The following is a 25,733-nucleotide window of genomic DNA, read 5'->3' as shown; positions in this document are numbered from 1 at the left end:
TTAAATCTCCTTTTTATAAACCTGATCTATTATATTTAAAAAAACGTTAAGGTCAAGACTTGCACCACCAATTAATGCACCATTTATGTCCTTCTGCTTGATAAGACCTGCTATGTTGTCCTGATTTACACTGCCGCCGTAAAGTATACGGATATTTGAGCCTATGTCTCTACCGAACCTTCCACAAAGGTATTCTCTAATAGTTTCGTGTACCGCCTGTGCCTGCTCAGGTGTTGCGACAACACCGGTGCCGATTGCCCATACAGGCTCGTAGGCAATCACAAGCTCATCAGGATTTTTTATTGTTAACCCAAATAAAGCAGAAGAAAGCTGAAACGTTACAAACTCATTTGTTACACCCTTTTTCCGGTCCTCCATCTTTTCCCCAATGCATACTACAGGAATAAGTCTATTGTCTATAAGTGCCAGCGCTTTCAGGTTTATCATCCTATCCGTCTCGTTAAAATATAGCCTTCTTTCTGAATGCCCTACAATACAGTAGCTCACGCCAAGTTCCTTTAGCATTGACGATGATATCTCTCCGGTAAAGGCACCTTTTTCTTCCCAGTAAACATTCTGCGCTGCAAGATAGAACCCATCACCTTTTGCCTTTGATAATGATACAAAAGGGGGTGCAATAATAATATCAATTGTCTGTGAGACAACTGTACTTATTCCTTCCGATAACGCCTTTGAAAAGGCGTGCGCCTCAGAAGGACCTTTGTTAAGTTTCCAGTTTCCTGCAATTAGTGGTTTTGGTTTCATTAGTTGTTCTTATTCTTGATTGCAGTTTCCAAAGCTTTTAACGCAGGCAATTCTTTGCCTTCAAGCAATTCAAGGAATGCACCGCCTCCTGTTGATATGTAAGAGATGTTTGCATTTTCTCCTGCCCTCTGTACTGCAACATCAGTATCTCCTCCTCCAACTATCGTAAGTGCATAAGAATTTGCAACATGCGTTACCATTAAGAGGGTCCCTCTTGCAAAGTTTTCCATCTCGAACACACCCATTGGTCCGTTCCATATAATGGTTTTGGCCCCGTTTATAGCCTGCGAAAAGACAAGATTTGTGGCAGGGCCGATATCCATTCCTATCCAGTCCTTTGGGATTTCCTGTATTGGTACAATCTTTGATTCTGCTGTTACAGCAAATTTATTTGCTACAACACAATCAACAGGCAGGTACAATTTCACACCCTTGTCTTTTGCCTTCTTCATAATGTCATAAGCAACATTCAATATGTCATTTTCTACAATAGAGTTCCCTATCTCATAGCCTAATGCCTTTAAAAAAGTGAATGCCATGCCTCCGCCTATGATTAACTTATCGACCTTATCGAGAAGGTTTGACATAGCACCGAGTTTGCTTGAAACCTTTGCACCGCCTATGATTGCAACAAATGGTCTCAAGGGATTTTCGGTTGCCTTTGAAAAGTAATTCAATTCCTTTTTCATCAAGAACCCGGCAGCGCACTCTGGAGCAAACTTTGTTATCGCCGATACGCTTGCATGATTTCTATGAGCTACTGCAAATGCGTCGTTAATATAAATATCGATATCCTGTGCAAGCTCTTTTGCAAAACCATCGTCGTTCTGTTCCTCACCCGGATTAAATCTTAGATTTTCAAGTAAAAGTATCTCCTCCTCGCCAAGGTGCTGTTTGTGCTTTTCTACTTCCTCTCCTATGCAATCATCCAAAAAGATGACTTCCTTATCAAGAAGTCTGGACAGCCTTTTCGCAACAACCTGCAAAGAGAATTTTGGGGTCTTTTTGCCTCTTGGTCTGTCCATGTGTGAAGCGAGTACTATGGATGCACCTTCATCGAGTGCATAGTTTATAGTCGGCAGTACACTTCTGATTCTCGTATCGTCGGATATTGCACCGTCCTCGGTGAGCGGGACATTAAAATCTACCCTTATAAAAAGTCTCTTCTTTTTTATATTGATGTTATCAATATATCTCAGATCATGAAAATTTATAGGCATGCTATATCCCGCCCCCTACCAACTCTATCAGATCAACCATTCTCGTAGAGAATCCCCATTCATTATCATACCATGAAAAGACTTTTACAAGATTACCATTTACAACCTTTGTTAAGAGAGAATCAAAAACTGTAGAATAGGATGTACCTCTGTGATCTATAGATACAAGAGGCTCTTCCGAATAGCCGAGTATGCCTTTCATCGATTTCTCTGATGCAGACTTAAATATCGTATTCACCTCTTCAACTGTGGTAGATTTTTTTACAATTGCAGACAGATCAACTATTGACACGTCAAACGTCGGAACCCTAATAGAGATACCATCGAGCTTACCTTTCATCTCGGGGATTACGAGATGCAGTGCCTTTGCGGCCCCTGTTGTTGTAGGGATCATTGATATCGCAGCTGCCCTTGCCCTTCTAAGATCTTTGTGTGGCAGATCGAGTATCCTTTGATCATTCGTATAAGAGTGAATTGTAGTCATAAATCCGCTCTCAATCCCGAGGCTGTCATTCAAAACCTTTACAACGGGTGCCAATCCGTTTGTTGTGCATGAAGCGTTAGATACGATATTATGTTTTTTTGGATCATAATCCTTATGATTGACACCTAAAACGATTGTTATATCCGGGTCTTTTGCAGGAGCCGATATAACGACCTTTTTTACGCCGCCGTTAAAATGTAATTGTGCCTTCTCTCTATCCGTAAATAGCCCGGAACTCTCGACAACAAGCTCAACGCCCAGAGACCTCCATGGAATATCCTTCGGGTCCCTATACGATGTTATCTTGATTTCACGGCCGTTAACTATTATTGAGTTATCCGTATGAGATACTTGGGTATTTAGTGTCCCGTGAACGGAATCGTATTTTAATAGATGTGCGAGCGTTTTGGAATCCGTAATATCATTAATGGAAACGACCTCCATGTCTTTCCTTTGCAAGGTTATTCTGTGAACAATCCTGCCTATCCTTCCATAACCGTTTATACCTATTTTCACTCTCTTATCCTCCTTTAAGCCTTTACCACAATAACGGGTTTAGCAGTATTCCGTATTACATATTCTGCTGTGCTGCCAAGCACCATTTCTACGATCCTTGAATGACCATGAGACCCCATGATTAAAAGGTCATAAGCATCCTGTGTCATTATACCCGTTAATTCCTTTTCAGCACTACCGTTTTTAATAATCGTTTCATAATTTATATTATAAGGTTGAATATAAGACAAAGCTTTGCTTAAAATCTCTCTGCCTGATGTCTCATCTTTATTTATGGTAATGACACTTAGCCTGAGGTTTAGTTCTTTACAGAACGACGCAGCAAAGCCGATGGCATTTTTGGCAGCATTGCTATCATCGTAGGCTAACATGATGCTGTTTATGTCCTTAAAGTCTTTAGGGCAAATAAATAAAGGTTTTGTTGTCCTTCTTGAAAGTCCTTCTGTAGTAGAACCGAGCATCTTTCTATCAAACTGCGCATTTACACCTTTTTGACCTACTATTACCATATCTACAAGTTTTTCTCTCTCACATATCTCTTTTGTTACTATACCTGTGTCAAGGTATGTTGTGCATTTAAGTCCTTCATCATTGCATTGTTTTTCTGCATCCAAGAGTATTTGTTTGCCTCTTTCTTTTAATATCTCCGTAACCTTTCCGGAAAAGTCTATAAATGGCTCAAAACCCATTGCTCCTGATATATCGTGAAGGAATGGATTTTCTAAAAATACTATATCAATGACATGCTGAAAATACAGATTTGCGTGCAATCTTTTTGAAAGATATAACCCGTAGGATATAGCAGTACTGCTATACTCGGATCCGTCTACTACAACAAGTATGTGTTTTATCATCTTTATCCCCTGTTATTTGCGTATTAAATATATTAATCTTAGTCAAGTCATAATGTTATTCAAAATCTCTTTTATATTTTAAGGTCACTGCTGTATTAACGTTGAAACCAGGGTGTGCAGTTTTTGGCCTTACTGGATCAGGTGGCGGTATTTCTGAATGTATTATTTGGATTAATACTTATTTTATGACATTTCTGGCATACCCAAGCCTTTTAGTGTCTCCGATATCAATCCATAAGCCATCATGTATATAACACGCTATTAAACTGCCGTGTTTTAACATTTCAGGATACATGTGAGTTGTTGTAGAAGGCTGTTTTACGTCTTCAGGGATGTAGTTTAGAGCATCGGGTTTGAGTAATTGTATGCCTGTAAACACGTACGATCTTGTTTCGGGATATGGTTTAAAAAGGCTTTTTACATAACCCTGCTTGTCTATAAATACATTAGATATCTTATGTTCGGTCTCATCAGCCGGGTGAACCACCATAACAGCGTCAGCGTGTTTATTATTAAGGATTTGCGGCAAAATGCTGAGAGCAACATTAAAGAGAATATCCCCATTGATAAGAAAAAACGGCTCATCAAGATACTTTTTAGCCCAGAGTAATGCGCCTGCAGTGCCTTTTATCTCGGGTTCATAAGAATAATGCAGGGATAAGCCGAATCTTTCACCGTTGCCGAGTGTAAATTTTATCATATCCCCAAGGTGGTGAAGATTGATGATAACATCGTGGATGCCTGCATTTTTTACCTGTTCAAGAACGTACTCAATAACGGGTTTATCTTTGATCTTTATAAGCGGTTTTGGGATTATATCTGTTATTGGCTTCAATCTAACACCAAAGCCTGCTGCAAGTATCATTGCCTTCATGGATTCACCATAACACAGATTTTTGTTTTAGCACGTAAACCTTACTGACAAACTTGTGCGTTTGCTTACATATATTTAATAAATCCCTCTCATTCTCCGATGCAATAGCTTATGCCTGCAATCCATATTGTCCGCGGCGTTATATAAACAGGACTGCCTGATGTTTGTGTTAGTGTAAGCTGCTTTGATAGGGAGATACCGGAGCCCAATGTTACATCCAATCCTTTAACAGGTGTAAATACATTTAAACCGAGTGTTAAATAAAGAGGATTTTCATGGAAAGACGCACTACCGTATGATTGGTCGGTTAACGAATATGAACCATACTTGTTAGCAAATTGGGAGGTTAATTCTATTAATGGTTCGATATAGTACTTTGGCAAAGGAAACAGCAAAGAAAGGCCGAGTATGGTAAGATTATCTCCTCTGATGCCCATAGCATACTTGCCAATAGGTGAGATTAGACTATCCTCATCCCTGGTGAGGAGATTTTGGGTGTTGTCCCATAGATGTCCTATTCTTAGATTTGCAATCAAAGGGAAGCCTATTGATGATCTCTTCATATTATAGGAAACAAGCAAACTCAAGGTATAACTTGCTGCCTTACCATTATACCCGATGTCGGTTACCTTACTGTACGCTAATACCTCCGCTAATGCACCGATGCTTAAACTGGGTATAACCTCATAACTGCCCTTTATCCCCAACCTAAGGTCTCCGCTGTAATGCAGGCTCTGTGATGAATCAACAAGGCTTGATGAATCAAGAGAACCAATGGATATATCGATGTATTTTAGAGGAGCGTAAGAGATTGCTCCATAGACCGTATCGTTCTCGAGTTTACCATTAGGAATAAACATATTCGTTTGAGAGTAATAGCTGTTATAAACGGCGATACGGGCAACCCCTTTTTCTACAAAAGCGGATGGAACATTTATTGAGCCGTTTTGTCCCGTTATTGTTACCTGAGCATAAGAAATTCCTGTAAACAGCATTAAACTACAAAAGGTGATTAAAAATGATTTCATATTGTCTCCTTTTAATAAGGCATATCAAATTGATTATCAAATTTCAATCTTATTAGCATACGGTATATGTTTACAAAACATTTGATTCAATCTTGATTTATGTGTATTAAAAGCTACTATGTTAATTGCGATACTTAAATATTTAGGGTTGTATGGTTTCACACCTTCAGATTTTGTTTTTTCTGTTTTTGTGTTTGTGGTAATTATTGTGCTGACAAAATTGAATACAAGAAAAAAGTGAAATAGGGGAAAAAGGTTTTAAACTATTTTGGTGGATTCATGCTGCCTGTACGATAGCCTTCAAGATCAATTGTTACATATTTGAATCCAAGCTTTTTTAAGCCTTTTAGAATCTGTACCCTTGTCTCCTGTTTTACGATACCGGATATATCTTCAGGCAAAACCTCAATCCTTGCTATATCACCATGATACCTTAATCTTAATTGCTTGAAACCCAGATTTCTTAAAAGTTCCTCTCCATGCTCTATCCTGCTCAAAACCTTTTCGGTGATCCTTGTCCCGTAAGGTACCCTTGAAGCAAGGCACGCAAAAGAAGGTTTATCCCATATTGATAGCCCGAGTTCTTTACTCAGTATCCTAATTTCATCCTTTGTTAAACCTGCCTCTAAAAGTGGAGCAATGGCATTGGCTTTTTTTGCTGCTTTCATTCCAGGGCGAAAATCTTTAAGATCATCTGCGTTTGCACCGTATATTATGTGTTCTATGCCTGCCTTATCAGCTTCTTCTCTTAATATTAAAAAAAGGTCCTGTTTGCAAAAGAAGCATCTGTCCGGCGTATTTGCAAGGTATGCCTCATCTTCAAATTCCCCGGTTTTAACAAGTACATGTTTTACACCTATAGCCTTTGCAAGAGTTCTGGCATCTTCAAGCTCTATTGATGGATAAGTTGGTGAGACAGCAGTAATCGCGATTACACTATCACCAAGCATATTGTATGCGACTTTCAGCAAAAAGGTTGAATCGACCCCGCCTGAAAATGCAATAACGGCATTACCAAGATTACCTATAAAAGTTTTGAGATAATCATATTTATCGTGTATATTTTGCTTCATAAGTTTGCGTAAAAATCACACCTTCATTTATAATATTAAAACATTATATTTTCAAATGCTTTTTTGCGGTTAATTGTGTCCTAAAGGCAGTATAGTGAAAGTGGAAGGATGCTGTTTACTTGACACCTTTAGAATTTATGAATAAAAAATATGTTTTCTCTGGCGGTGTAGCTCAGTTGGCAGAGCGGGGGTCTCATAAGCCCTATGTCCGGGGTTCGATTCCCTGCACCGCCATGTTTTATAAGGTTCTGGTTTATAGGGGTTGTTGGTTACAAACCCGCATGGATACAGGCTTTGCGCTATTCCATGCATTATTATCTGTTATCACGCTTTAACATCAATTATGCCCTTTTACTGACACGAAACAAGCACAAAATAAGCACAGGCTAAAATTAGTATGTATACAAGGTATACGAAAGCGTTTTAATACGAATACCTTCAACCTTTAACGGAATCCCATTGAAAGTAATGTATAAGAGGCACATATTAGGTATAACGAAATATATTGACAATTAGAAGTTGGATAAAATAATGCCTTGTAATATAGCTATTAAGATTTCTGATACCTTAGTAAGAAGGTATGATAATGATTTTCAATACCTTTAATATAGCTATTAAAGAAGGGGGTACGGCGATTTGAAAAAAATATGTGTTCAAAGCGAAAGTGGAAAAAAGTACGACATCCTAATAGATCATAATATATTAAACCAAATTGGATTGCACATTAAGAAGTTGAATATCGGGAACAGTGCTTTTATCATTACAAGCCCCAAAATAGGGAAGCTATATCTAACTCCAATTGTTAATAGTTTAAAAAAATCAGGAATCAAAGATATATCTATTAATCTTGTACCAGATGGTGAAAGATACAAAAATGAAAAATCATGGATCAGATTAACAGGTAAGATTGTCCAATTTAATAAAACTGATGATAAAAAGGTTTTTGTTCTTAATTTGGGTGGAGGTGTTATTGGGGATCTGGGAGGTTTTGTAGCCTCAACATACAATAGAGGAAGTGGATATATACAAGTACCGACTACATTATTGGCTTTCGTAGATTGCGGAATAGGCGGGAAAGTGGGGGTAAACTTTGCTTCTGTAAAAAACGTTATAGGTTCTTTTTATCAACCGCAGTTGGTATATGCGGATTTAGATTTATTAAAAACTTTAAATAAAAGGGAACTCAAATCAGGATTGGCGGAAGTAGTTAAATATGGTGTAATTTCTTCTCCAGAATTATTTAAATTCCTCGAAGACCATCTAAACCAAATTTTCTCTTTGGACACGAAAGCAATCCAGAAAATCGTAATTGATGGCTATTCGATAAAAGCAGATCTTGTTAAAAGAGATGAATTTGATAAAAAAAATATAAGAATTGTCCTTAATTATGGACATACAATAGGACACGCTGTAGAGTCCGCCTCACAATATGCATACAGACATGGAGAGGCAATATCTATAGGTATGGTTTGTGCAAATGATATTGCTGTAAAATTAGGCTTCTTGGATAAGAGTGTAGCTGATAGAGTAGAGAATCTTCTGTTAAAAATCGGGTTACCGCTGTAGAGTCCGCCTCACAATATTAACACCATAATGCATTTTTTCTGGAAAGATAAAAAATTTGTGAACGGTAAAAATAAATTTGTATTACTTAAAAAGCTTGGCACACCTAAGATTGTTCAGGGTATACCAATAGATGTTATAACTGATATTATTAAAAATAGATTTACAAAATAATTCAAACATATCATTTCTTCTGGATGCTTCCAGACAGAAGAAATTGTAAGGGTTTGTGAACGTTGATTAGGAGGCTTATGAAAAGTTTTAACAAGGTCGGTATGACAGCAAAATTCGTCGCCTACTGGAGACAGTACTCGGATATTCCTTTTGCGAAAGATATTGCCGAATTTATAGACGCCAACAAAACCATTGAGACATTTCTCAGTAAAAATCAAATAACCACGGATGAAATAAGCTGGTATGCGCCACTTTTTGAGGTCCGCTATAAAAGTATTTTGAAAACTGTTCGCAGAAAAAGGATGAAGCAAGTCCTTGAATTGGCAAGCGGCATCTCTTTACGCGGGCTGAATTTAACGCAGGACACTGATATCTCGTATGTTGAAACAGACCTCGAGGAATTGACGGACGAAAAAATTGCACTCGTCTCCATGCTCCGGCAAAAGTATTCATTGGCTGATAACGGCAACTTCCGTCTGTCCGCGGCAAATGCACTTGACCTGCATCAGCTCGTATCCGCAATAAAACATTTCCGGAACGACCTGCCCGTTGCCGTTATCAGTGAAGGATTGTTCCCGTATCTGACCATCCATGAAATGGAAACGGTCGTAAGGAATGTAAGGCACATTTTGATGAAATTTGGAGGAATATGGATTACACCGGATTTTTTATTGAAGGGGGACAGCGCCTGGACTTTTCCCCATCGCCGCCGGGTTGGGAAAGCAATTGCAGAATTGACAGGACGGCAGCTTCACAGAACCATGTTTGACAACGAGCAACAGTTATTTACCGTCTTTGACGGTTTCGGGCTGCGTGCGGAGGTGTTGAACCAGGCAGATCTCGTACCTGCCGTTGTTTCACTTGACACCTTAAAATTGCCTGCCGGCATCTTGGAGAAAGCAAGGCAAAAATTGAATCTCTGGATCCTGACACCAGCCGCAAAATAACGGCTCCATCATACATCGCAGTATACTTTTTTTTACAAGATACCGGCATTTATTTTGACAAACCGGGGATACCCTTTAAACAAAACCCACATGGTCCTCTTATTGGGTGGCAGTTTAAGAATTACAGTATTGCTTTATGAACGGAGACGGAGAGATGGCAAAAGTTCTGCTCACAAAGTCGCCATTATCCAACACTGTTCCTGTGGATATTTATCCCTAAAAAAGCTGCGATATTAATTTAGGAAATGTTAATATCTACGCCTTTTTTACAACAACTCTGTAATGCGTATCGTCTACCTTATCTATGGATAGAACCGTATTCCCATCATCTTCAATACTGCGTGGAACATTCTCTATCGGTTCGCCTTCATCCAGGTATACCTCGAGTTCATCCCCGCTTGTTAACTCTTCCAATTTCAATTTAGCCTTTACATAGTTAAAGGGACATTTTATACCTTTCAAATCCAGAGTATCCCGCATAAGTTTCACCTCTACTTTATTTATTCCTGTTATAGGTCTACTTCCAAGCAATGCCTCATCAAAAGCCTCTGATGACTTTCTTATACTGTGTATAGCCCTCATAACGTCCTTGATAATCTGTACAGCGTCCTCTTTATGAGGAGAACGATTGACTATCTTGTAAATATTTGCAACCGCATCATCTATAATATGTTCCTGTTTGAGTCCTTCAACATGAGATGCCATATCATCTGTAGTGGTTGATTCCGGATCTATACCCTTCATAATAAGCAATGATTGTATTGCATAGGTAATTGCAAACCTTGCCTGTTCCAGTGATTGCTCGTACGCCATTCTATTTGCATAAGTATTTGCATCCATTGCCTTTGTTTCCGCCCTGTTAAGGTATATCTCTATCATATCAACTACGCCGCCTGCACATTCTCCTTTCCCGATATTCTTTATACTGAATGGCTCATCCATACCATAATCATAATAAAACTCGGGTGATTTCTCATATTCGGGAAGATACGAATACGTTAATACATCTTCAAGAAGTCTTTTTTCATAACGATTAACCCATGAATTGAATATCTCATTTTTTTGTTTTGTTTTTGTATAAGACTCAAGGATGGCATCCGTTAACACCGGTACATTCTTTGCAGGCACTTTAATAAAAGGCTTTGCAAAGCTAAAACCATTTTCGTTAGCGTGCCCACCGAGATAAACCTGATAGAAGGGTGCATGTTTTTCACCGACACGGCGGGCCAATCCGCTAAATCCAATATTTCCGGTCCAATGCTGTGCACACGAATTAGGACACCCGCAGACCCTGATTGTTATATCTGAGAGATCCACATTCGAATGCGTTTTTAGCCGATCGTGTATTGCCATTGACAGGCTCTGAGAGCGTGCAATACCGAGATTACATGTTTTTGCACCGGGGCATGATACAATATTGCACATCAATGTATCCGCATAAAAACATAAATCATTGATCTCCCGGTAAATCGAGTTGAGATTTTCCTGTTTTACCCATGGAATTACAAAGTTCTGATCCAGTGTTGTTCTTAATTCGCCGCTGCCGTAATCCTGTGAAAGTTTTGCTATATCTTTAAGCTGTTTCGCCGTTATATCTCCATACGGAATATCGATAACTACCGCATAATAATCTTCCTGTCTTTGCTTTATAGCATAATGCCTGATCCATTCTGAAATCTTATCATCAAACACGGCTTCCTCGTGGTTATCACTTTTGCGGTCTATCGGCTCGACGTCCAGATCTTTTTGATCAGCGTATATCTCTTTAACGGATGAATACTCCCTATCTATTAAAATACTTACCTCTTCAAAACCCATTTCTTCAATAAGGTATTTTAGCCTTGCCTTATTTCTGTTATTCCTGTTTCCGTGTCTATCAAATACCCTTACAATTGCATCCGTATAATAAAGCACATCACTAACGGGAATAAAATCTTTAAGCAAATATGCAGTTCTTGGATGGCCGCCAAGACCGCCGCCAACATATACCCTGAATCCCGGCTTATCATCTTTATATACCGCTATAAAACCTATGTCATTAATACGGCTATACGAGCAGTCTTCTTCACAGCCGTTAAAAGAGATCTTGAATTTTCTTGGCAGGTTTTGGCTGATTGGATTTCTTAAAAAATGTAATGTTGTATTACGTGCAATGTTTGATATATCAAAAATCTCTTTTGCACATATACCCGCATACGGACAGGCAGTTACATTTCTTACCGCATTGCCGCACGACTCCCTTGTGGTTATACCCACTTCTGTGAGTGAATACAAAACGTCCGGTACATTTTTTAAATCAACCCAGTGCATCTGAATATCATGCCTCGTTGTAAGGTGTGCCAATCCACGTGCATACTGCTGGACAATATCGGAGATTCGTTCAATTTGGTAATCGAACATTCTGCCCTGAGGGAGTTTCGTTCTTATCATGTAAAATCCAGGCTGTCTCTGACCATAAATCCCGTGAGCCAGTCTTATAGATTTGAATTTATCTTCGTTGATAGTCCCTGATAAAAATCTTTCTATCTGGTGTTTAAATTCGTCTATCTCATTTTTAACTATTATTTCTTTTGTTATCATCTATATCTCCATGATATAATTATATAAATATAAGTATTATTGTCAAGAATTAGCTTTATGTAAAATTATACTTGTTTTTCAATATATTATTAGAATAAATAACCATAGTTCAAAATATGAATACCGGTGTTGAACTATCATTAAGCTTTTCAAGAAGTGTTTATATTAGGGAGAAACTTATTTCTGTCTCACAAAATTATCTTTCCAATAAAAATATCTGTTTCAATTGACCAATGGTATAAAAATCTATATTTATAATATAAACAGTGTAACAGGAGAAAAAAATAATGAAAGATAATGTAATATTAAAGACGGATTTAAAGGATGTAAAATTAAAAAGCAGGGGGAAAGTAAGGGATATATATGAGCTTGATGATAAGCTCATAATTATCACAACAGATAGGATATCGGCATTTGATTACATTATGCCCAACGGCATACCAGATAAGGGTAAAATACTTAATGGGCTTTCCCTTTTCTGGTTTGATTTTACAAAGGATATTATCAAGAACCATGTAATAAGCTCTGATGTTAAAGATTATCCAGCTATTTTGAAAAGGTATGAAGATATTTTAAAGGATAGATCAATGCTCGTAAAAAAATCAAAACCCTTACCTGTAGAGTGCGTGGTAAGAGGATATCTCTCGGGCTCCGGATGGAAAGAATACAAACAAACAGGCAAGATATGCGGGATAAAGATTGAAGAAGGACTTGTAGAATCCTCTAAATTGCCTGAACCTATTTTTACTCCATCAACTAAAGCGGTTTCCGGTCATGATGAGAATATAGATTTGAAAAAATTCGAAGATATAGTTGGTAATAAATACGCATCGCAGGTTATTGAGAAATCCATCTCTATATACAAAAAAGCCTCTGATTATGCGATATCAAAAGGCATCATTATAGCTGATACAAAATTTGAATTCGGGTTGACAGATGTTGGCGAATTGCTGATTATTGATGAAATGTTTACGCCGGATTCTTCGCGATTCTGGCCACTTGATACTTACAAACCAGGCGGCGCACAGAAAAGTTTTGACAAGCAGTTCTTAAGAGACTGGCTTGAATCCATCCACTGGGATAAAAAGCCGCCTACACCTGAATTACCCGAGGATATTATACAGAGAACAAGAGAAAAATACATTGAGGCATACATAAAACTAACAGGTAAAGTTTTCAAATAAATTGCATGCTTAATGAAAATAGGTATTAACTTTCTTTCATTTCGTTCTTACCAGGGCACGGAAGTGTTTGCAAAGCATTTAATCTCCGAGCTTTTAGAGCTTGATCATAAAAATGAATATGTGATTTTTGCGTCCGCTTATCTGCCGGAAGAGATGAAACTTAAAGCTGATAATCTGATCGTTGAATCAATCAATATAAATCCTGAGAAAACGATACAGATGGGCATATATCAACAGATAGCTTTGCCGTTTAAACTCCTCAAATCGGGTATAACAAAATTCTTTGCACCACTGCCGTCTATACCGGTCTTTTATACCGGTAAAAAAATAATTACTATTCATGACTGTGCGTATGACAGGTTTAATGAATATAAAAACCTTGCAGGCAGGCTATACATAAAGTCCATGTATATTTCAGGCAAATACCTCTGTGATACGATCATAACAGATTCTAACTTTGCAAAGAATGAGTTGATAGAACTTTACAACATAAAACCAGAAAGGATAAAAGTGGTGTATCCAGCCGTACCGGAACTCCCGCATGTTGATGATGCTTTTATAAATGAGACAAAACACCGATTTAATATTACACACCAATATTTTCTTTACGTTGGGATTACAAGACCGAGAAAAAACATAACGGGTCTATTAAAGGCTTTTAAGTTACTTGCCGGGAAGCACACAGATATCCAGCTTGTACTTGCGGGTAAGATAGATACATCATTTATAGATATTGAGAAGGAAATTCACGCTCTCGGGCTTGAGAAACATGTGATCCAGACGGGCTTTGTATCGGATATGCAGAAGTCTGCGATCTATAAAGGTGCAATCGCACTTTCTTTTCCCTCATACTATGAAGGCTTCGGCATACCTGTGATTGAGGCACAAAGCATCGGGACGCCCGTTATTGCATCAAATACCTCTTCTTTGCCCGAGGTAGCACAGGATGGTGCATTATACATCAATCCGGAAAATATTGAGGACATTACTAACGCAATGGAAAAATTATTGGATGATGCACAGAGAAAAGAACTTATTGAAAACGGATATAAGAATGTTCAGCGGTTTTCATGGAAAAACTCAGCAGCACAGTTGATGAATGTAATAAATGATGAATAGATGAAGATCCTGCAGATAAACAAAATGTACTATCCATGGGTAGGCGGGATAGAGACGGTTATAAAGCAGCTTGCAGAGGGCATAAACGGCACAGATGATTTTGCAGTAGATGTACTTGCCTGCAATGATAAACATATAACCGTAAAAGAATCTATAAATGGTGTTCATGTAACAAAAGCAAGAAGCCTGTTTATATTGTTCAGCATGCCCGTATCGGTTGATTTCATATTATTTCTTAAAAGATTATGGAAAAATCATGATCTACTGCACATTCATTTGCCGTTTCCGCTTGCAACCTTTGCTTTATGGTTTACAAGACCCACGAATAAGATTGTCATTACGTATCATAGCGATATAGTAAGGCAAAGAGTCATTTCAACAGCTATCGCATGGTTTGACAGATGGGCATTGAACCGCGCGGATAAGATTATTGTATCAAATCCTGTTATCATAGAAACCTCTAAAGTGCTCAGGAATTTCAAGAAAAAATGTATTGTAGTACCATTCGGTGTAGATCTTGATATATTTAAAATGGATTCTGAGAGAGAAAAATCGGTTGAGCTTATACATAAAACTTATGGAGAAAAAATCGTGCTGTTCGTCGGTAGATTGGTTTATTATAAAGGCGTGGACTATCTGATCAAGGCAATGGAGGATATTGATGCAAAACTTATTATCATAGGTGAAGGCCCGCTAAAACAATATTTAACTGCCTATGCCTATAGAATAGGGTTGGGCGGTAAGGTCGTATTCCTGCCTTACCTGTCACAGAATGAACTTGTAAATTTTTACTACGCCGCTTCATTATTTGTTTTGCCGTCTATTTATAGGAGCGAAGCGTTTGGCATATCAATTATAGAGGCAATGGCGTGTGCAACTCCTGTCGTATCAACGGAGCTTGGGACAGGCACATCTTACGCAAACCAAAATAATATAACGGGTTTTGTTGTCAGGCATAAGGACAGCAATGAACTCAACAAGGCTATAAAAAAGCTTCTTGACAATAAAATATTATCAACGAGTATGGGTAATGCTTGTAAAAAACGGATTGAAGCACTTTTTACATTGAAAAAAATGCTTAATGAACATAAACTTATCTATAAAAATGTATTGAGTACAAAATAGTATATGAAATTTTTATCAAGGCTAAAACTTTTTTTGCTTGTTATCGGTGATATCGTTTCAATGTACATATCACTCACATTAATGCTATTGATAAGATACCGCTCTTCCTTTAATATTGAGCTTTTTCATTATCACCTTTTGCCGTTCACACTTTTATTTATAATCTGGTTAGGATTATTTTATATAACGGGGTTTTATGATTTAAAAAATCTTAAAAATAATTTTGTATTTAAGAAGGATTTCTCTATTTTATTGTCCATATGTCTGATCAGCGGAATAACATTTTTCTACCTTATTCCGGTATTTAGAATAGCACCAAAAACAAATATGGCTATATTCTTTATTATATTCGGTATTGCAGGCTACGGTTGGAGATATTTATACAACGAGGCTCTATCTAGAACGATACCCCCCGTAAGGGTAAGTATAATAGGAAACAACAGTGACGTTGAAGTGCTTATTAACTATATAAATCTTAATCCTCAATTGGGCTACAGTATTGAACGATGGATTAAAAATATAGATAACGGACATGAACCCGCCGACATCTTTATCGGCAATATCTTACAAACGGACATAGAGCTACTTGTTATCCCGTCATATTTTAAAAGAGATAAAGCATTGGTAAAACTCATCTACGATGCAATGTTAAGGAATATAGATATCATCGATATCTCTACATTTTATGAGGAAATCTTCAGCAAGATACCTATAAGCGAGCTTGAGGAGGCATGGCTGATCGAGAATTTGAGAAACCAGCATTATTTATTTGATGAGCTTAAAAGACCGGTTGAACTCGTATCCGCCATACTACTTTTAGTGATTTTATTCCCTCTAATGCTTCCGATAGCAATCATCATAAAGATAACATCTAAAGGAAACATCATATACAGGCAAAAAAGGATAGGAAGGTATGAAAAGGAATTCATGTTTTATAAATTTAGAACCATGATTAGACACGCAGAGAAAGACGGACCACGATGGGCAGAAGAGGATGATACAAGGGTAACACTTTTTGGCCGTATACTTAGATACACCCATATTGATGAGTTACCCCAGCTTATAAATATTATAAAGGGCGAGCTGTCATTCGTCGGCCCAAGGCCTGAAAGGCCCGAATTCGTTAGAGAGCTCAAAAGCAAGATACCGTTTTACGAGATCAGACATATTGTAAAACCTGGCATTACAGGCTGGGCACAGATAAACTATAGATATGCTGCTTCAATTGATGAGACTTATGAAAAATTACAGTATGATATATATTACCTTAAGAGGAGATCAATGATGCTTGATATACTCATACTAATAAAAACCATTAAAACGTTTTTTATAAATCCAATGTAAAGGAGTTCAGATGGAACGGGTATCTTTTGGTACAGAGGGTTTTAGAGGGATCATCGGTTATGACTTTAATTTTCAAACCGTGGAGAGGATTGCAAAAGCGATCGCCTCATACGTTGTAGAGAATGGAGGGAAGAGGATCGTCGTAGGATATGATACAAGATTTTTATCAAAAGAGTTCGCAGAGCATGCTGCATTAATAGCTTCGAATCATGGAGTCGATGCCGTTATTTCCGACAACTTTTGTCCATCTCCTGTATTATCTTATGCAACAAAGACACTCGGATTCAATGGAGGGATAATGATAACCGCAAGCCATAACCCGCAGAAGTACAACGGCATAAAGTTTAAATCACCTCTTGGAGGCGCGGTCTCTAACGATGTTACCTCAAGGCTAACAGAACTAATTGATAGAACAGTTTCAGAAAACCTTTATCCCGGGTCTTTTACAAAGACGATTGATTTGAAGATCCATTATAAACGCGGGATCAAAAGATTTATTGATAAAACTGCCCATGGCTCAAAGAGGCTTAAAATAATCATAGATCCCATGTACGGGGCGGGTCAGAACATACTTGCAGAGATTATCGGTTCGATTGGGCATGATGTCATAGAAATAAGAAATACAATAAACCCATCTTTTGCAGGAACAAACCCTGAACCTGTTGAAAAAAACCTCCTGCCGCTTATCAAAACGGTTATCGATAAAAAGGCAGATCTCGGCATCGCATTAGACGGCGATTCGGACAGGATTGCACTCGTGGATGCAAGAGGCAGATACATTGATGCCCATAAAGTATTTGGTCTATTGCTTATGTATCTTGCAGAAGAACTTAACTTAAGTAAGGATGTCGTAAAAACGGTGTCGGGGACAGAGATGGTCGATAAATTGTGTAAACATTACAGATTAAATCTGCACATAACAAAGATTGGATTTAAGTATATATGTGAACTCATGCAGAGTAATGATGTAATGATCGGCGGGGAAGAAAGCGGCGGCATTGGTATTGCATCGCACATTCCTGAACGAGATCCACTGCTTGCATCCATACTTATAATCCAGATGATGTTAAAAAGAAAAAAATCCCTTGATATGCTTATCTCCGATATGATCAAAATCACAGGAAAATATTATTACAGAAGAAAAGATCTGCATATGAGTGATGCAAAGAATGTAAGTGAGTTTATCGTAAGCAATAAAGATAAGCTGTTAAAAGGTTTCGGAGATTATGAGATGAGCGACCTTGATGGATACAAATTTCAATTTAAAGATGGAGGTTTTCTTATGGTCAGGGCATCAGGCACAGAACCCGTATTAAGGATATACACAGAGCTAAACGACGTGCAGAAATCCAATACCATGATTGAAGAATTTATAGGCAGGCTTGAGAAAATCACCCGGAGGCATTTATGAAAAGTATGACAGGCTATGGCACATCGGAGGGTGCGGTAGAAGGTTTTGAATTGTTTTGTGAATTAAAGACACTCAACAGTAAATATCTTGATACAAATGTCAGGCTGCCTAAAGAACTATCAATATTTGAAGTTCCTCTCATAAGCATGCTTAAAAGCAAGTTCTCAAGGGGAAACATATATTTGAATGTTTTGATAAAGAATTATCGTTACAAAGAACGATGGCCGTTCACAATAGACAGCAAAAAAGCTGCACTGTACACAGAACTCCTGCGCAAATTAAAATATGCACTTAAACTGAGGGGCAAAATCTCAATCGATATTTTTACAAGCTCGCCGGAATTTTTTCTGAAAGATGACAAGCCTGTTTCAGATAGTGCTGTGAATGATCTGCTCAATATCGTTGAAGGGGCTGTTAAAAAAGCTATTGTACTGAGAGAAACGGAAGGTGAAGCAATAAAAAAAGAATTAAACACTATTTCAAATAATCTTCAAACAATTGTCGGCAACATAGAAGGTACAATTCCTTCTATTGTAGAACAGTACAAGCAGAAGTTAAAAGAGATTATAAATACAATGCAGGGAGGCGTAATGCCGGGCTTTGAATCTATAATCGGTAACTACATAGATAAAATAGATATCAACGAGGAGGTAAAACGCATTTTGATTCACATAAAGGCACTATCAAATCTGTTTGAAACGAAAGGGTCAATAGGTAAGAAACTGGAGTTCTATACACAGGAGCTTATACGAGAATTTAATACCATAGCTTCAAAATCCAGTTCTGCAGACATAACAACCAATGTTATAGAAGCGAAAAACTTCGTTGAAAGAATAAAAGAGCTTTCACAAAATATTGAATGATGTATGGATAAAAAGGGTCAAATAATTATTATCTCCGGTCCATCTGGTGTTGGTAAAACAACGCTTGTTAATATGCTCCTTAAAAGTGTTAAAAATCTATCAAGGTGCATCACATACACAACAAGAAAACCAAGGGGAAATGAAAAAAACGGCGAAGATTATTGGTTTGTGGATGATGCAGCCTTTTCAAAACTTATAAATGATAATGAACTTGCCGAATGGGCGGTTGTAAATAATCATAGATACGGTACGCCAAAACAAGGCATAGAAAGGATCGTATCATCTGGCATGGATGCTATGCTCGTTATAGATGTGAACGGCGCAAAATCAATAAAATCACAGTATCCCGATTCTTTATCCATCTTTATAGAACCACCTACCATGGATACCCTCAAGCAGAGATTAGAAGAACGGGGAGAGCAGGATCATGTAAGTATGAGATTAGACAGGGCAAAGATGGAGCTGAAGGAAAATCCGAATTTTGATTTTACGGTTATTAATGATAATCTTGATAATGCCGTTGATAGGCTAAGCAAAATAATGCGTTTAAAAAAAACAGAGAAGTCTGCGAAGTAACTGGATTAGTGCGTCATCGTATTTTTTGGGTCAAATTCATATTATCAAGGTAAAATGTGATCCTTTGATCATAAGGGATATCGGATGTGTTTTTGTTTACATAAAATGAAACCAATACATATGTTCCTGTAATAGGTATTGATATCGTCGACCATTGAAATGCGGGTAGAGATTGCGGTAAAGCTGAGTCATAAAAAACAACTCCATTGTTTGTCAATCTCACATTTACAAAATCAGTTGCACTTCTGTAGCGACCTGATGGAGTGTAAACAGCCTCCGGATAGACATCAAAACTCAAGGTATTAAATCCTGTTGTAGGAATGGATTGATTCATAGATAAGGTTACTTCGGTTAAACTGTTCAATGCCACAAGCAGGGAAAGACTATTGAGTGTAAAACTAATTCTACCCGATTGTGTGCCTATGTCCCTGATATTTGTTGACGGCAATATTACAGCAGAGCCGATACTGTTGTCGGGTTGAGGAAATGTGTCCACGATATTATTTGTAAAGCAGCTTAGATTGTTCATACTCATACATGATACTGCACTATTATCCGGTGCAGTGATATCAAAACCTGTAACCGTGGTGAAGTCGCTTTGAATGTTATTCAAGCCGTCTGCTTTCACACTGAACCACCACCGTCCTTGAGGCAGGTTATATGGAATCGTAAAACTCGTTTCATATATGTTGTTAAACCTCAACGTAAACCTTTCAGGCATACTCCTGTACGGAGATAAGATAACTGTATAGCTATCGGCACCTTTAACAGCATCCCAGCCTAAAACTATACCGCCATTATTGCCGGATGTTGATGTTATGAAATCGGGTGAATTCAATGCAGGGTTATTGATATCTGCGAGTTGAGCAAAAAGCATTGTTGTTGTATTGATAATACTATTAAAAAAGGTTTCATACAGCTCATCCTTTATATTAACAAAGCCGTAATTGCTGTTTTCGCCATCAAACCTGCCTGTTGCCGGCTCATCCGACCATTCGAACCAATGAAAGCCTGCCAAGAATGTAATACCGTTTATCTTTAGAGATAGAAGTCTATTAATGTCTTCTCTGTAAAATTGGCCTCTGTCGTTCTGTGTTTTAACAGACCAACCGGCGCCGTCTAAATTCGGCAGGCCTGAATCTTCTGCCCTTGTCCCGAACTCTGACTGCATAAAAGGCTTACCATAATAAGGGTTAAATATAGTTGAAAGCCAGAGCATGTGTTCCCATCTTTTAACAGGATCTCCGAGGACAATGTTGGATAAGGAATTATCAAGTGCATAGTAATCATTTACGCTTATGACATCGCAATATTGAGATGCGGCTTCAACTACCTGATCGGGCGCATAAGATGCAAACCTTGCACATAAATTAAGATGATTCGGGTCCACGGACTTGATCGCTGCGTTTGTTACGGAAAAATATGTAAGTGCTATATCATAAAGAAATGCCTGTTTATCCAATTGTATCTGAGGATGTGATGAATCATCGGGAAGTCCGGTAATATCGAGTAATTGAGACCAGCGTGTAAATGTTGTACCATAAAGCTGATTCAGCATATCAAGGCTATACCCCAATTTTTGTTGTAGAAAAGTATTTACCCAGTACTGTTTACCGGCATACGTAGATGGCAGTGCAATAAAATCATCGGCAAGTGTATGGGCAGGATTGTATATTAACTGGGCGCCGCCAAACCATGATAGCTCATTATCGATGAAATAACCCACAAGCCACGGGTCGTTCATAAAACCCGGCATGATTGCCTGTTGCGCATACGTATAAGCATCCTTCTTAAACCTGGGGTCATAAACGTCGGGAAAATCTGATGAAAAACCATTACTGACAGATGGGCAGTTATCAGAGCCAAAACCACCCTCAACAGAACTTGCAAAACCTAAGATAACTGTATACGGAATTTCATCTTGAAATGTGGTAAGCCCATTGTCAGACCATGCCCCGAGTGTGTTAAAACCAAGTTCTTTGTACCTGTTTATAACCTCCTGCACCCATTGCTCTGTTGCGTATTGTGAAAAGTATGATGGGAACAAGGATAATAAATTATGGGGATACTCGGCAAACCCTAATAAGGGCGATTCATCTCCATAAAAACTGACATGATTAATGCCGAGTGAGAAAAAAGGATGATTATCCGGATCAACAAAAAGCCATCTGTTATTTATAAGCTGTGTTCTGAAGAACCCTGATTGATTATTCCCGCTGATATCTGTTAAACCGCCATACTTATCCAGGGATGGTTCTTTCATAATCCCGGCTCCATTCCTTGAACATCCTATAAATAACGATATGATGGCTACCAAGAACAGCAACTTTGATTTTAATGATATTAGCATAATTAACCACTCCTTGGATGGAATTTGTCATACATCTGTTTTAAAATCTCTGTATTGAGATGGGTATATACCTGTGTGGTTGATATATCCGAATGGCCAAGCATAAGCTGAACAGATCGGAGATCTGCGCCGTGTTCGAGCATGTGTGTTGCAAAAGAGTGTCTTAATGTATGAGGTGATATGTGTTTTTTTATATCAAGTATCTTCAGATATTCTTTTAATAACTTCCAGAAACCCTGTCTTGTGAAACGATTGTGCCGTTCTGTTAAAAATAGATAGTCTACATTATGTTTGAGATATAATTGTCTTGAATGCTCAAGGTATTGCTGTATTGCATCTTTTGCCGCTTCTCCAAAAGGGATGAGTCTCTCCTTACTGCCTTTGCCCTTTACTTTAATATAGCCAGCAGTCATTTCAAGATCATTGAGTTTTAAACCAACGAGTTCTGATACACGGATTCCGGTTGCGTATAAAGTCTCAAACATGGCATTGTCCCTGAAATATCTTTTTTTATCTTTGAGCATGGAAGGAGCGCTTAAAATAAGATTTATCTCGTTTTCATTCATTGTATCCGGAAGTTTTCTATCCCTTTTAGGCAGCTCAAGAATATGAGCCGGATCGGATTTAGTAACACTTTGCTTCATAAGAAATTTAAAAAAATTTCTTATTGTTACCTGATATCTCATAACAGATGTGTGACTCAGCCCATTCTTTTTCAGCATCTTTAAAAACCGTACAATCATATCGGTTTTTATATCCTGGGTATCCGTTACGGATGATTTATCAAGATATTCTATAAATCTTTTCAGGTCGCTGCTATATGACAGAATCGTATTGTTTGATAAGCCTTTTTCGGTTGCGATATAGTTTATAAAGTTGTCTACCGCATTATCTATATTCATTTTAGTTTATACCTCCAAAAGGTGCAATACCGGCAGGGGTCTGATTAATAAAACCATGCAAACCTGTAATCCACACGTAGGGCAAACCCTATAATAAAATACATATTTTCTTCAAACGCGTTATTTGGGTACTGCATTTCCTTTTTTATCTATCACATGTGTAAGCTCGTAGACAAGGTTCTCAGTCTCTTTTTTATTTAAGGTTTTCCCGCCATTTATCTTTTCAAGATAAAATATGTCAGCCACCTGATCCACCCTTGTGGTAACCTTTGCAATAGCAATATTGAGACTGAGTTTTGATATAGTGCTTGTTATGTCATAAAGAAGACCCTGTCTATCCTGCGTATAAATCTCTACAAGGGTGTATATGTCTGAAACATCTTCGTTAACAATAATCTCTGTTGGTAATTTGTTTATAACCTTTTCTTTCAGTATGGATGGCTTAAATCTTTGTGTCATTAGTATATCAACATTCGATTTACCCGACAAGCATTCTCTCAAATCATTTTTAAACTTATCAAATTTATATTCAGCAAAAGGGTGAATCTTATCAAGGTCCTCAACCCTGAATACGTCTATTACAATACCATCCGTTCTAACCATTATGTTTGCGTCCATGATATTTGCCCCATTAGCTGTTAGAACGCCTGCAATGGTTGCAAAAAGCCCTGGTTTATCTGCTGTGCAAACACTGATTTTTGTGTATCCAAGTTGTGAATTTACCATACTTGCCACAGACAAAGAGCCATCCATTTTAAACTTAACAATCAAACCGAAGTGCTCTACTATCTCCTGGGAAGAATAGGATGTAAAATATCTTGGCCTAAAGCCATCAAGGAATTCATCTATCATACCGCTGTCGATAGTGCTTAATAATATTTTTGTTACCTCTTCTCTAACACGAATATATCTCTCTGTTGTTAGCCTTGCCATATCCAGCCCCTGTTCAAGTGCCTCCTCGGACTTTTTAAATAACTCTTTTATTAATGAACCTTTCCATTCCGTCCATACACCGGGGGCAACGGCTTTGAGATCTGCTATTGTAAGGATATAAAGCATTTTGAGATTTTCTCTTCTTTTTACAAGGCTTGAAAATTCATATATAAGCTTTTCATCATTCAGATCCCTTCTCTGTGCCGTATCCGATAATATTAAATGGTTCCTTACTAAAAATGCTACCAGATCAGCATCTGTTGGCGAGATACCGAGTCTTAATACAATTCTATGTGCTATCTCGCTGCCTTTTCTTGCGTGATCCTTGCCATGACCTTTCCCTATATCATGGAGAAACGCTGCAAGCATAAGTATCTGTTTATTCTTTATTTGATTGTATATGGATTCTGTAAAGGGATCCTCGTCATCATTTGGAATCTTCTCTATCTGTTCTATGGCCTTTATAGAATGAGTGCCAACTGTGTAAATATGATACATGTCATACTGAACCCTAAAAGCTATTGTTTTAAACTCCCTTATGATTATGCATAAAACACCATAATTATTCATCATGCGAAGGATTTTGGCGGAAGATTTTTCTGCGAATATCTTGAGAAAGTACGGATAGATTCTGTCGAGTTCATCATCCTGCTCAAGCTTTGTTAGAGCCCGTTTGATTGCATTCTTCAGTGCTATATCTGCGCTCAGATTATTGTAAGCAAGTATTTTAAATGTACTTATGATCTCCTCGGGATGTTTCAAATAAAATTCTGGATGATTATCTTCAAACATGAGTTGATCGTTTTTGACAATATAGGATGAACCAATATTCTTAATTTCCTGTTCGCCTGATTTATTGAAATTGACGTTCCTGAGATACTTGATATAATCATCCACCACTTCCTGGATTTGATGCATAACCCCGTAAAAATCACTCAGGAACTTTTCAACACCAAGTATATCTTCTTCATTCTCATAATGTAAAAAGTCTGATAGATGCTTTTGCATATCGAGCGTCAAACGATCATTCTTTACATTACTTTCAAAATGATTTTCATTTCTTATCCTCATTAGCAGGTTATAACTTGACATGAACTGTTCATAAGATTCCCTGTCAAAGAAAGGAATAGTTTTTAAATCTTTGATTGAGGTTATATCGTTGAATAGTTTTGTAAGCCACACCATATTATGGACATCTCTCAAGCCTCCGGGACCCTCTTTTATGTTTGGTTCAAGCGTATAAACCGAATTGGAATACTTTTCCCTTCTTTTGCTTATCTCTTTTTCTCTATCCGTAAAAAAGGTATAAGCACCTGCACGAACCAGCTTTAAAAATCTCATATGCAATGATTCATAAAGTCTGTAATCGCCTGCTATAAATCTTATGTCCATCAATGAAGTAAGTATTGTTGGGTCCGATTCAGCATCCTCTATACATTCGTCAACCGTTCTTGAACTGTGTCCAATCTCGATCTTTGTGTCCCACAACGGATACAGTATGCTATTTTGAAAAGCCTCGGACAGCATGTCCTTGTAAAGAAAGAGCAGGTCAATATCAGAATATGCATTTAGTTCACTTCTGCCGTAGCCCCCGAGTGCAAGTACTGCCGTATTCTCAGGTAATCTATTGTTTGATAGTGCAAAAAGTGCTTTCATAAGCCCGTCGATAAAATCGCTGAATATTACCGAAAATTCGTACCCACCAAGCCCTGAATTATGAGCTTCTCTCAGCTTTCCGCGCAATGTTGATATGAACTCTTTTGTAACCATATTTCTATTGGAGCCGGTTATGCTACCGATAAGCGGCAAGAGGAGTTTATCAAGCTGTTCCCTTATATCATTCTGCAT

The 25,733-nt window shown here is 37.9% G+C and carries 21 protein-coding genes and 1 tRNA gene; 11 read left to right on the top strand and 11 right to left on the bottom strand.

Translation table 11 applies throughout. The annotated features are described in order from the left end of the window. The 7 genes from tpiA to larE form a co-directional block, all read right to left on the bottom strand. Window positions 1-765, bottom strand: a complete 765-nt coding sequence (tpiA, locus tag M1381_07835; GenBank protein ID MCL4478990.1) for a triose-phosphate isomerase — start codon at window positions 763-765, stop codon at window positions 1-3. Continuing rightward, entirely contained in the window at window positions 765-1,985 is a 1,221-nt protein-coding gene (locus tag M1381_07830; GenBank protein ID MCL4478989.1) for a phosphoglycerate kinase, read from the bottom strand. The genes tpiA and M1381_07830 overlap by 1 nt, the downstream gene beginning before the upstream one ends. A 1-nt stretch (window position 1,986) precedes the next feature. Continuing rightward, complete coding sequence (gene gap, locus M1381_07825; protein MCL4478988.1) at window positions 1,987-2,985, bottom strand: type I glyceraldehyde-3-phosphate dehydrogenase; 999 nt, start codon at window positions 2,983-2,985, stop codon at window positions 1,987-1,989. Window positions 2,986-2,999: 14 nt separating this feature from the next. Continuing rightward, window positions 3,000-3,839: a universal stress protein gene (locus tag M1381_07820; GenBank protein ID MCL4478987.1), complete on the bottom strand. Its 840-nt coding sequence runs from the start codon at window positions 3,837-3,839 to the stop codon at window positions 3,000-3,002. 178 nt (window positions 3,840-4,017) lie between these two features. Then, window positions 4,018-4,713, bottom strand: a complete 696-nt coding sequence (locus tag M1381_07815; GenBank protein MCL4478986.1) for a nucleotidyltransferase family protein — start codon at window positions 4,711-4,713, stop codon at window positions 4,018-4,020. Window positions 4,714-4,802: 89 nt separating this feature from the next. Further along, window positions 4,803-5,741, bottom strand: coding sequence for a hypothetical protein (locus M1381_07810; protein MCL4478985.1), 939 nt, complete (start codon window positions 5,739-5,741; stop codon window positions 4,803-4,805). 263 nt (window positions 5,742-6,004) lie between these two features. Continuing rightward, a complete protein-coding gene (larE, locus tag M1381_07805) occupies window positions 6,005-6,814 on the bottom strand; it encodes an ATP-dependent sacrificial sulfur transferase LarE (protein MCL4478984.1) in 810 nt (269 codons plus the stop codon). A gap of 161 nt (window positions 6,815-6,975) precedes the next feature. Here larE and M1381_07800 point away from each other — a divergent pair. The 4 genes from M1381_07800 to M1381_07785 all read left to right on the top strand — a co-directional run bounded on the left by M1381_07800 (window position 6,976) and on the right by M1381_07785 (window position 9,498). Further along, window positions 6,976-7,048, top strand: a tRNA-Met gene (locus tag M1381_07800). 402 nt (window positions 7,049-7,450) lie between these two features. After that, a complete protein-coding gene (aroB, locus tag M1381_07795) occupies window positions 7,451-8,380 on the top strand; it encodes a 3-dehydroquinate synthase (protein MCL4478983.1) in 930 nt (309 codons plus the stop codon). A gap of 27 nt (window positions 8,381-8,407) precedes the next feature. Continuing rightward, complete coding sequence (locus tag M1381_07790; protein MCL4478982.1) at window positions 8,408-8,551, top strand: hypothetical protein; 144 nt, start codon at window positions 8,408-8,410, stop codon at window positions 8,549-8,551. A 77-nt stretch (window positions 8,552-8,628) separates the two neighbouring features. Next, window positions 8,629-9,498, top strand: a complete 870-nt coding sequence (locus M1381_07785) for a class I SAM-dependent methyltransferase (GenBank protein ID MCL4478981.1) — start codon at window positions 8,629-8,631, stop codon at window positions 9,496-9,498. Window positions 9,499-9,753: 255 nt separating this feature from the next. Here M1381_07785 and M1381_07780 read toward each other — a convergent pair whose 3' ends face one another. Further along, window positions 9,754-12,078 (bottom strand): sulfurtransferase TusA family protein, encoded by a 2,325-nt coding sequence (locus tag M1381_07780; GenBank protein ID MCL4478980.1) that lies wholly within the window; start codon window positions 12,076-12,078, stop codon window positions 9,754-9,756. Between the two features lie 287 nt (window positions 12,079-12,365). Here M1381_07780 and M1381_07775 point away from each other — a divergent pair, with 287 nt between their 5' ends. Genes M1381_07775 through gmk form a run of 7 tightly spaced genes read left to right on the top strand, consistent with a single transcriptional unit; the run spans window position 12,366 to window position 19,700 of the window. Further along, a complete protein-coding gene (locus M1381_07775) occupies window positions 12,366-13,262 on the top strand; it encodes a phosphoribosylaminoimidazolesuccinocarboxamide synthase (GenBank protein ID MCL4478979.1) in 897 nt (298 codons plus the stop codon). A gap of 12 nt (window positions 13,263-13,274) precedes the next feature. Continuing rightward, window positions 13,275-14,381, top strand: a complete 1,107-nt coding sequence (locus M1381_07770) for a glycosyltransferase family 4 protein (GenBank protein MCL4478978.1) — start codon at window positions 13,275-13,277, stop codon at window positions 14,379-14,381. After that, window positions 14,382-15,506 (top strand): glycosyltransferase, encoded by a 1,125-nt coding sequence (locus M1381_07765; GenBank protein ID MCL4478977.1) that lies wholly within the window; start codon window positions 14,382-14,384, stop codon window positions 15,504-15,506. Between the two features lie 3 nt (window positions 15,507-15,509). Beyond that, on the top strand, window positions 15,510-16,850 hold the full coding sequence (locus tag M1381_07760) for a sugar transferase (protein MCL4478976.1): 1,341 nt from the start codon (window positions 15,510-15,512) through the stop codon (window positions 16,848-16,850). Window positions 16,851-16,860: 10 nt separating this feature from the next. Then, window positions 16,861-18,261: a phosphoglucomutase/phosphomannomutase family protein gene (locus M1381_07755; GenBank protein MCL4478975.1), complete on the top strand. Its 1,401-nt coding sequence runs from the start codon at window positions 16,861-16,863 to the stop codon at window positions 18,259-18,261. Further along, complete coding sequence (locus M1381_07750) at window positions 18,258-19,124, top strand: YicC family protein (GenBank protein ID MCL4478974.1); 867 nt, start codon at window positions 18,258-18,260, stop codon at window positions 19,122-19,124. Before M1381_07755 ends, M1381_07750 begins: the two co-directional genes overlap by 4 nt. A 3-nt stretch (window positions 19,125-19,127) precedes the next feature. Next, window positions 19,128-19,700, top strand: coding sequence for a guanylate kinase (gene gmk, locus M1381_07745; GenBank protein MCL4478973.1), 573 nt, complete (start codon window positions 19,128-19,130; stop codon window positions 19,698-19,700). Window positions 19,701-19,713: 13 nt separating this feature from the next. Here the strand turns inward: gmk and M1381_07740 are convergent, their stop codons facing one another. From M1381_07740 to glnD, 3 genes are all read right to left on the bottom strand, one after another. Further along, window positions 19,714-22,050, bottom strand: a complete 2,337-nt coding sequence (locus M1381_07740) for a beta-galactosidase (GenBank protein ID MCL4478972.1) — start codon at window positions 22,048-22,050, stop codon at window positions 19,714-19,716. A 2-nt stretch (window positions 22,051-22,052) separates the two neighbouring features. Further along, window positions 22,053-22,952 carry a site-specific tyrosine recombinase XerD gene (gene xerD, locus M1381_07735; GenBank protein ID MCL4478971.1) on the bottom strand — a complete coding sequence of 300 codons (900 nt, stop codon included), beginning with the start codon at window positions 22,950-22,952 and terminating at the stop codon, window positions 22,053-22,055. 120 nt (window positions 22,953-23,072) lie between these two features. Then, window positions 23,073-25,733 (bottom strand): [protein-PII] uridylyltransferase, encoded by a 2,661-nt coding sequence (glnD, locus tag M1381_07730; protein MCL4478970.1) that lies wholly within the window; start codon window positions 25,731-25,733, stop codon window positions 23,073-23,075.

This window comes from Deltaproteobacteria bacterium (genome assembly GCA_023382265.1).
Classification (GTDB): domain Bacteria; phylum JAMCPX01; class JAMCPX01; order JAMCPX01; family JAMCPX01; genus JAMCPX01.
The sequence above is the reverse complement of the archived record's forward strand: the minus strand, read 5'-3'. Positions and strand labels throughout refer to the sequence as shown.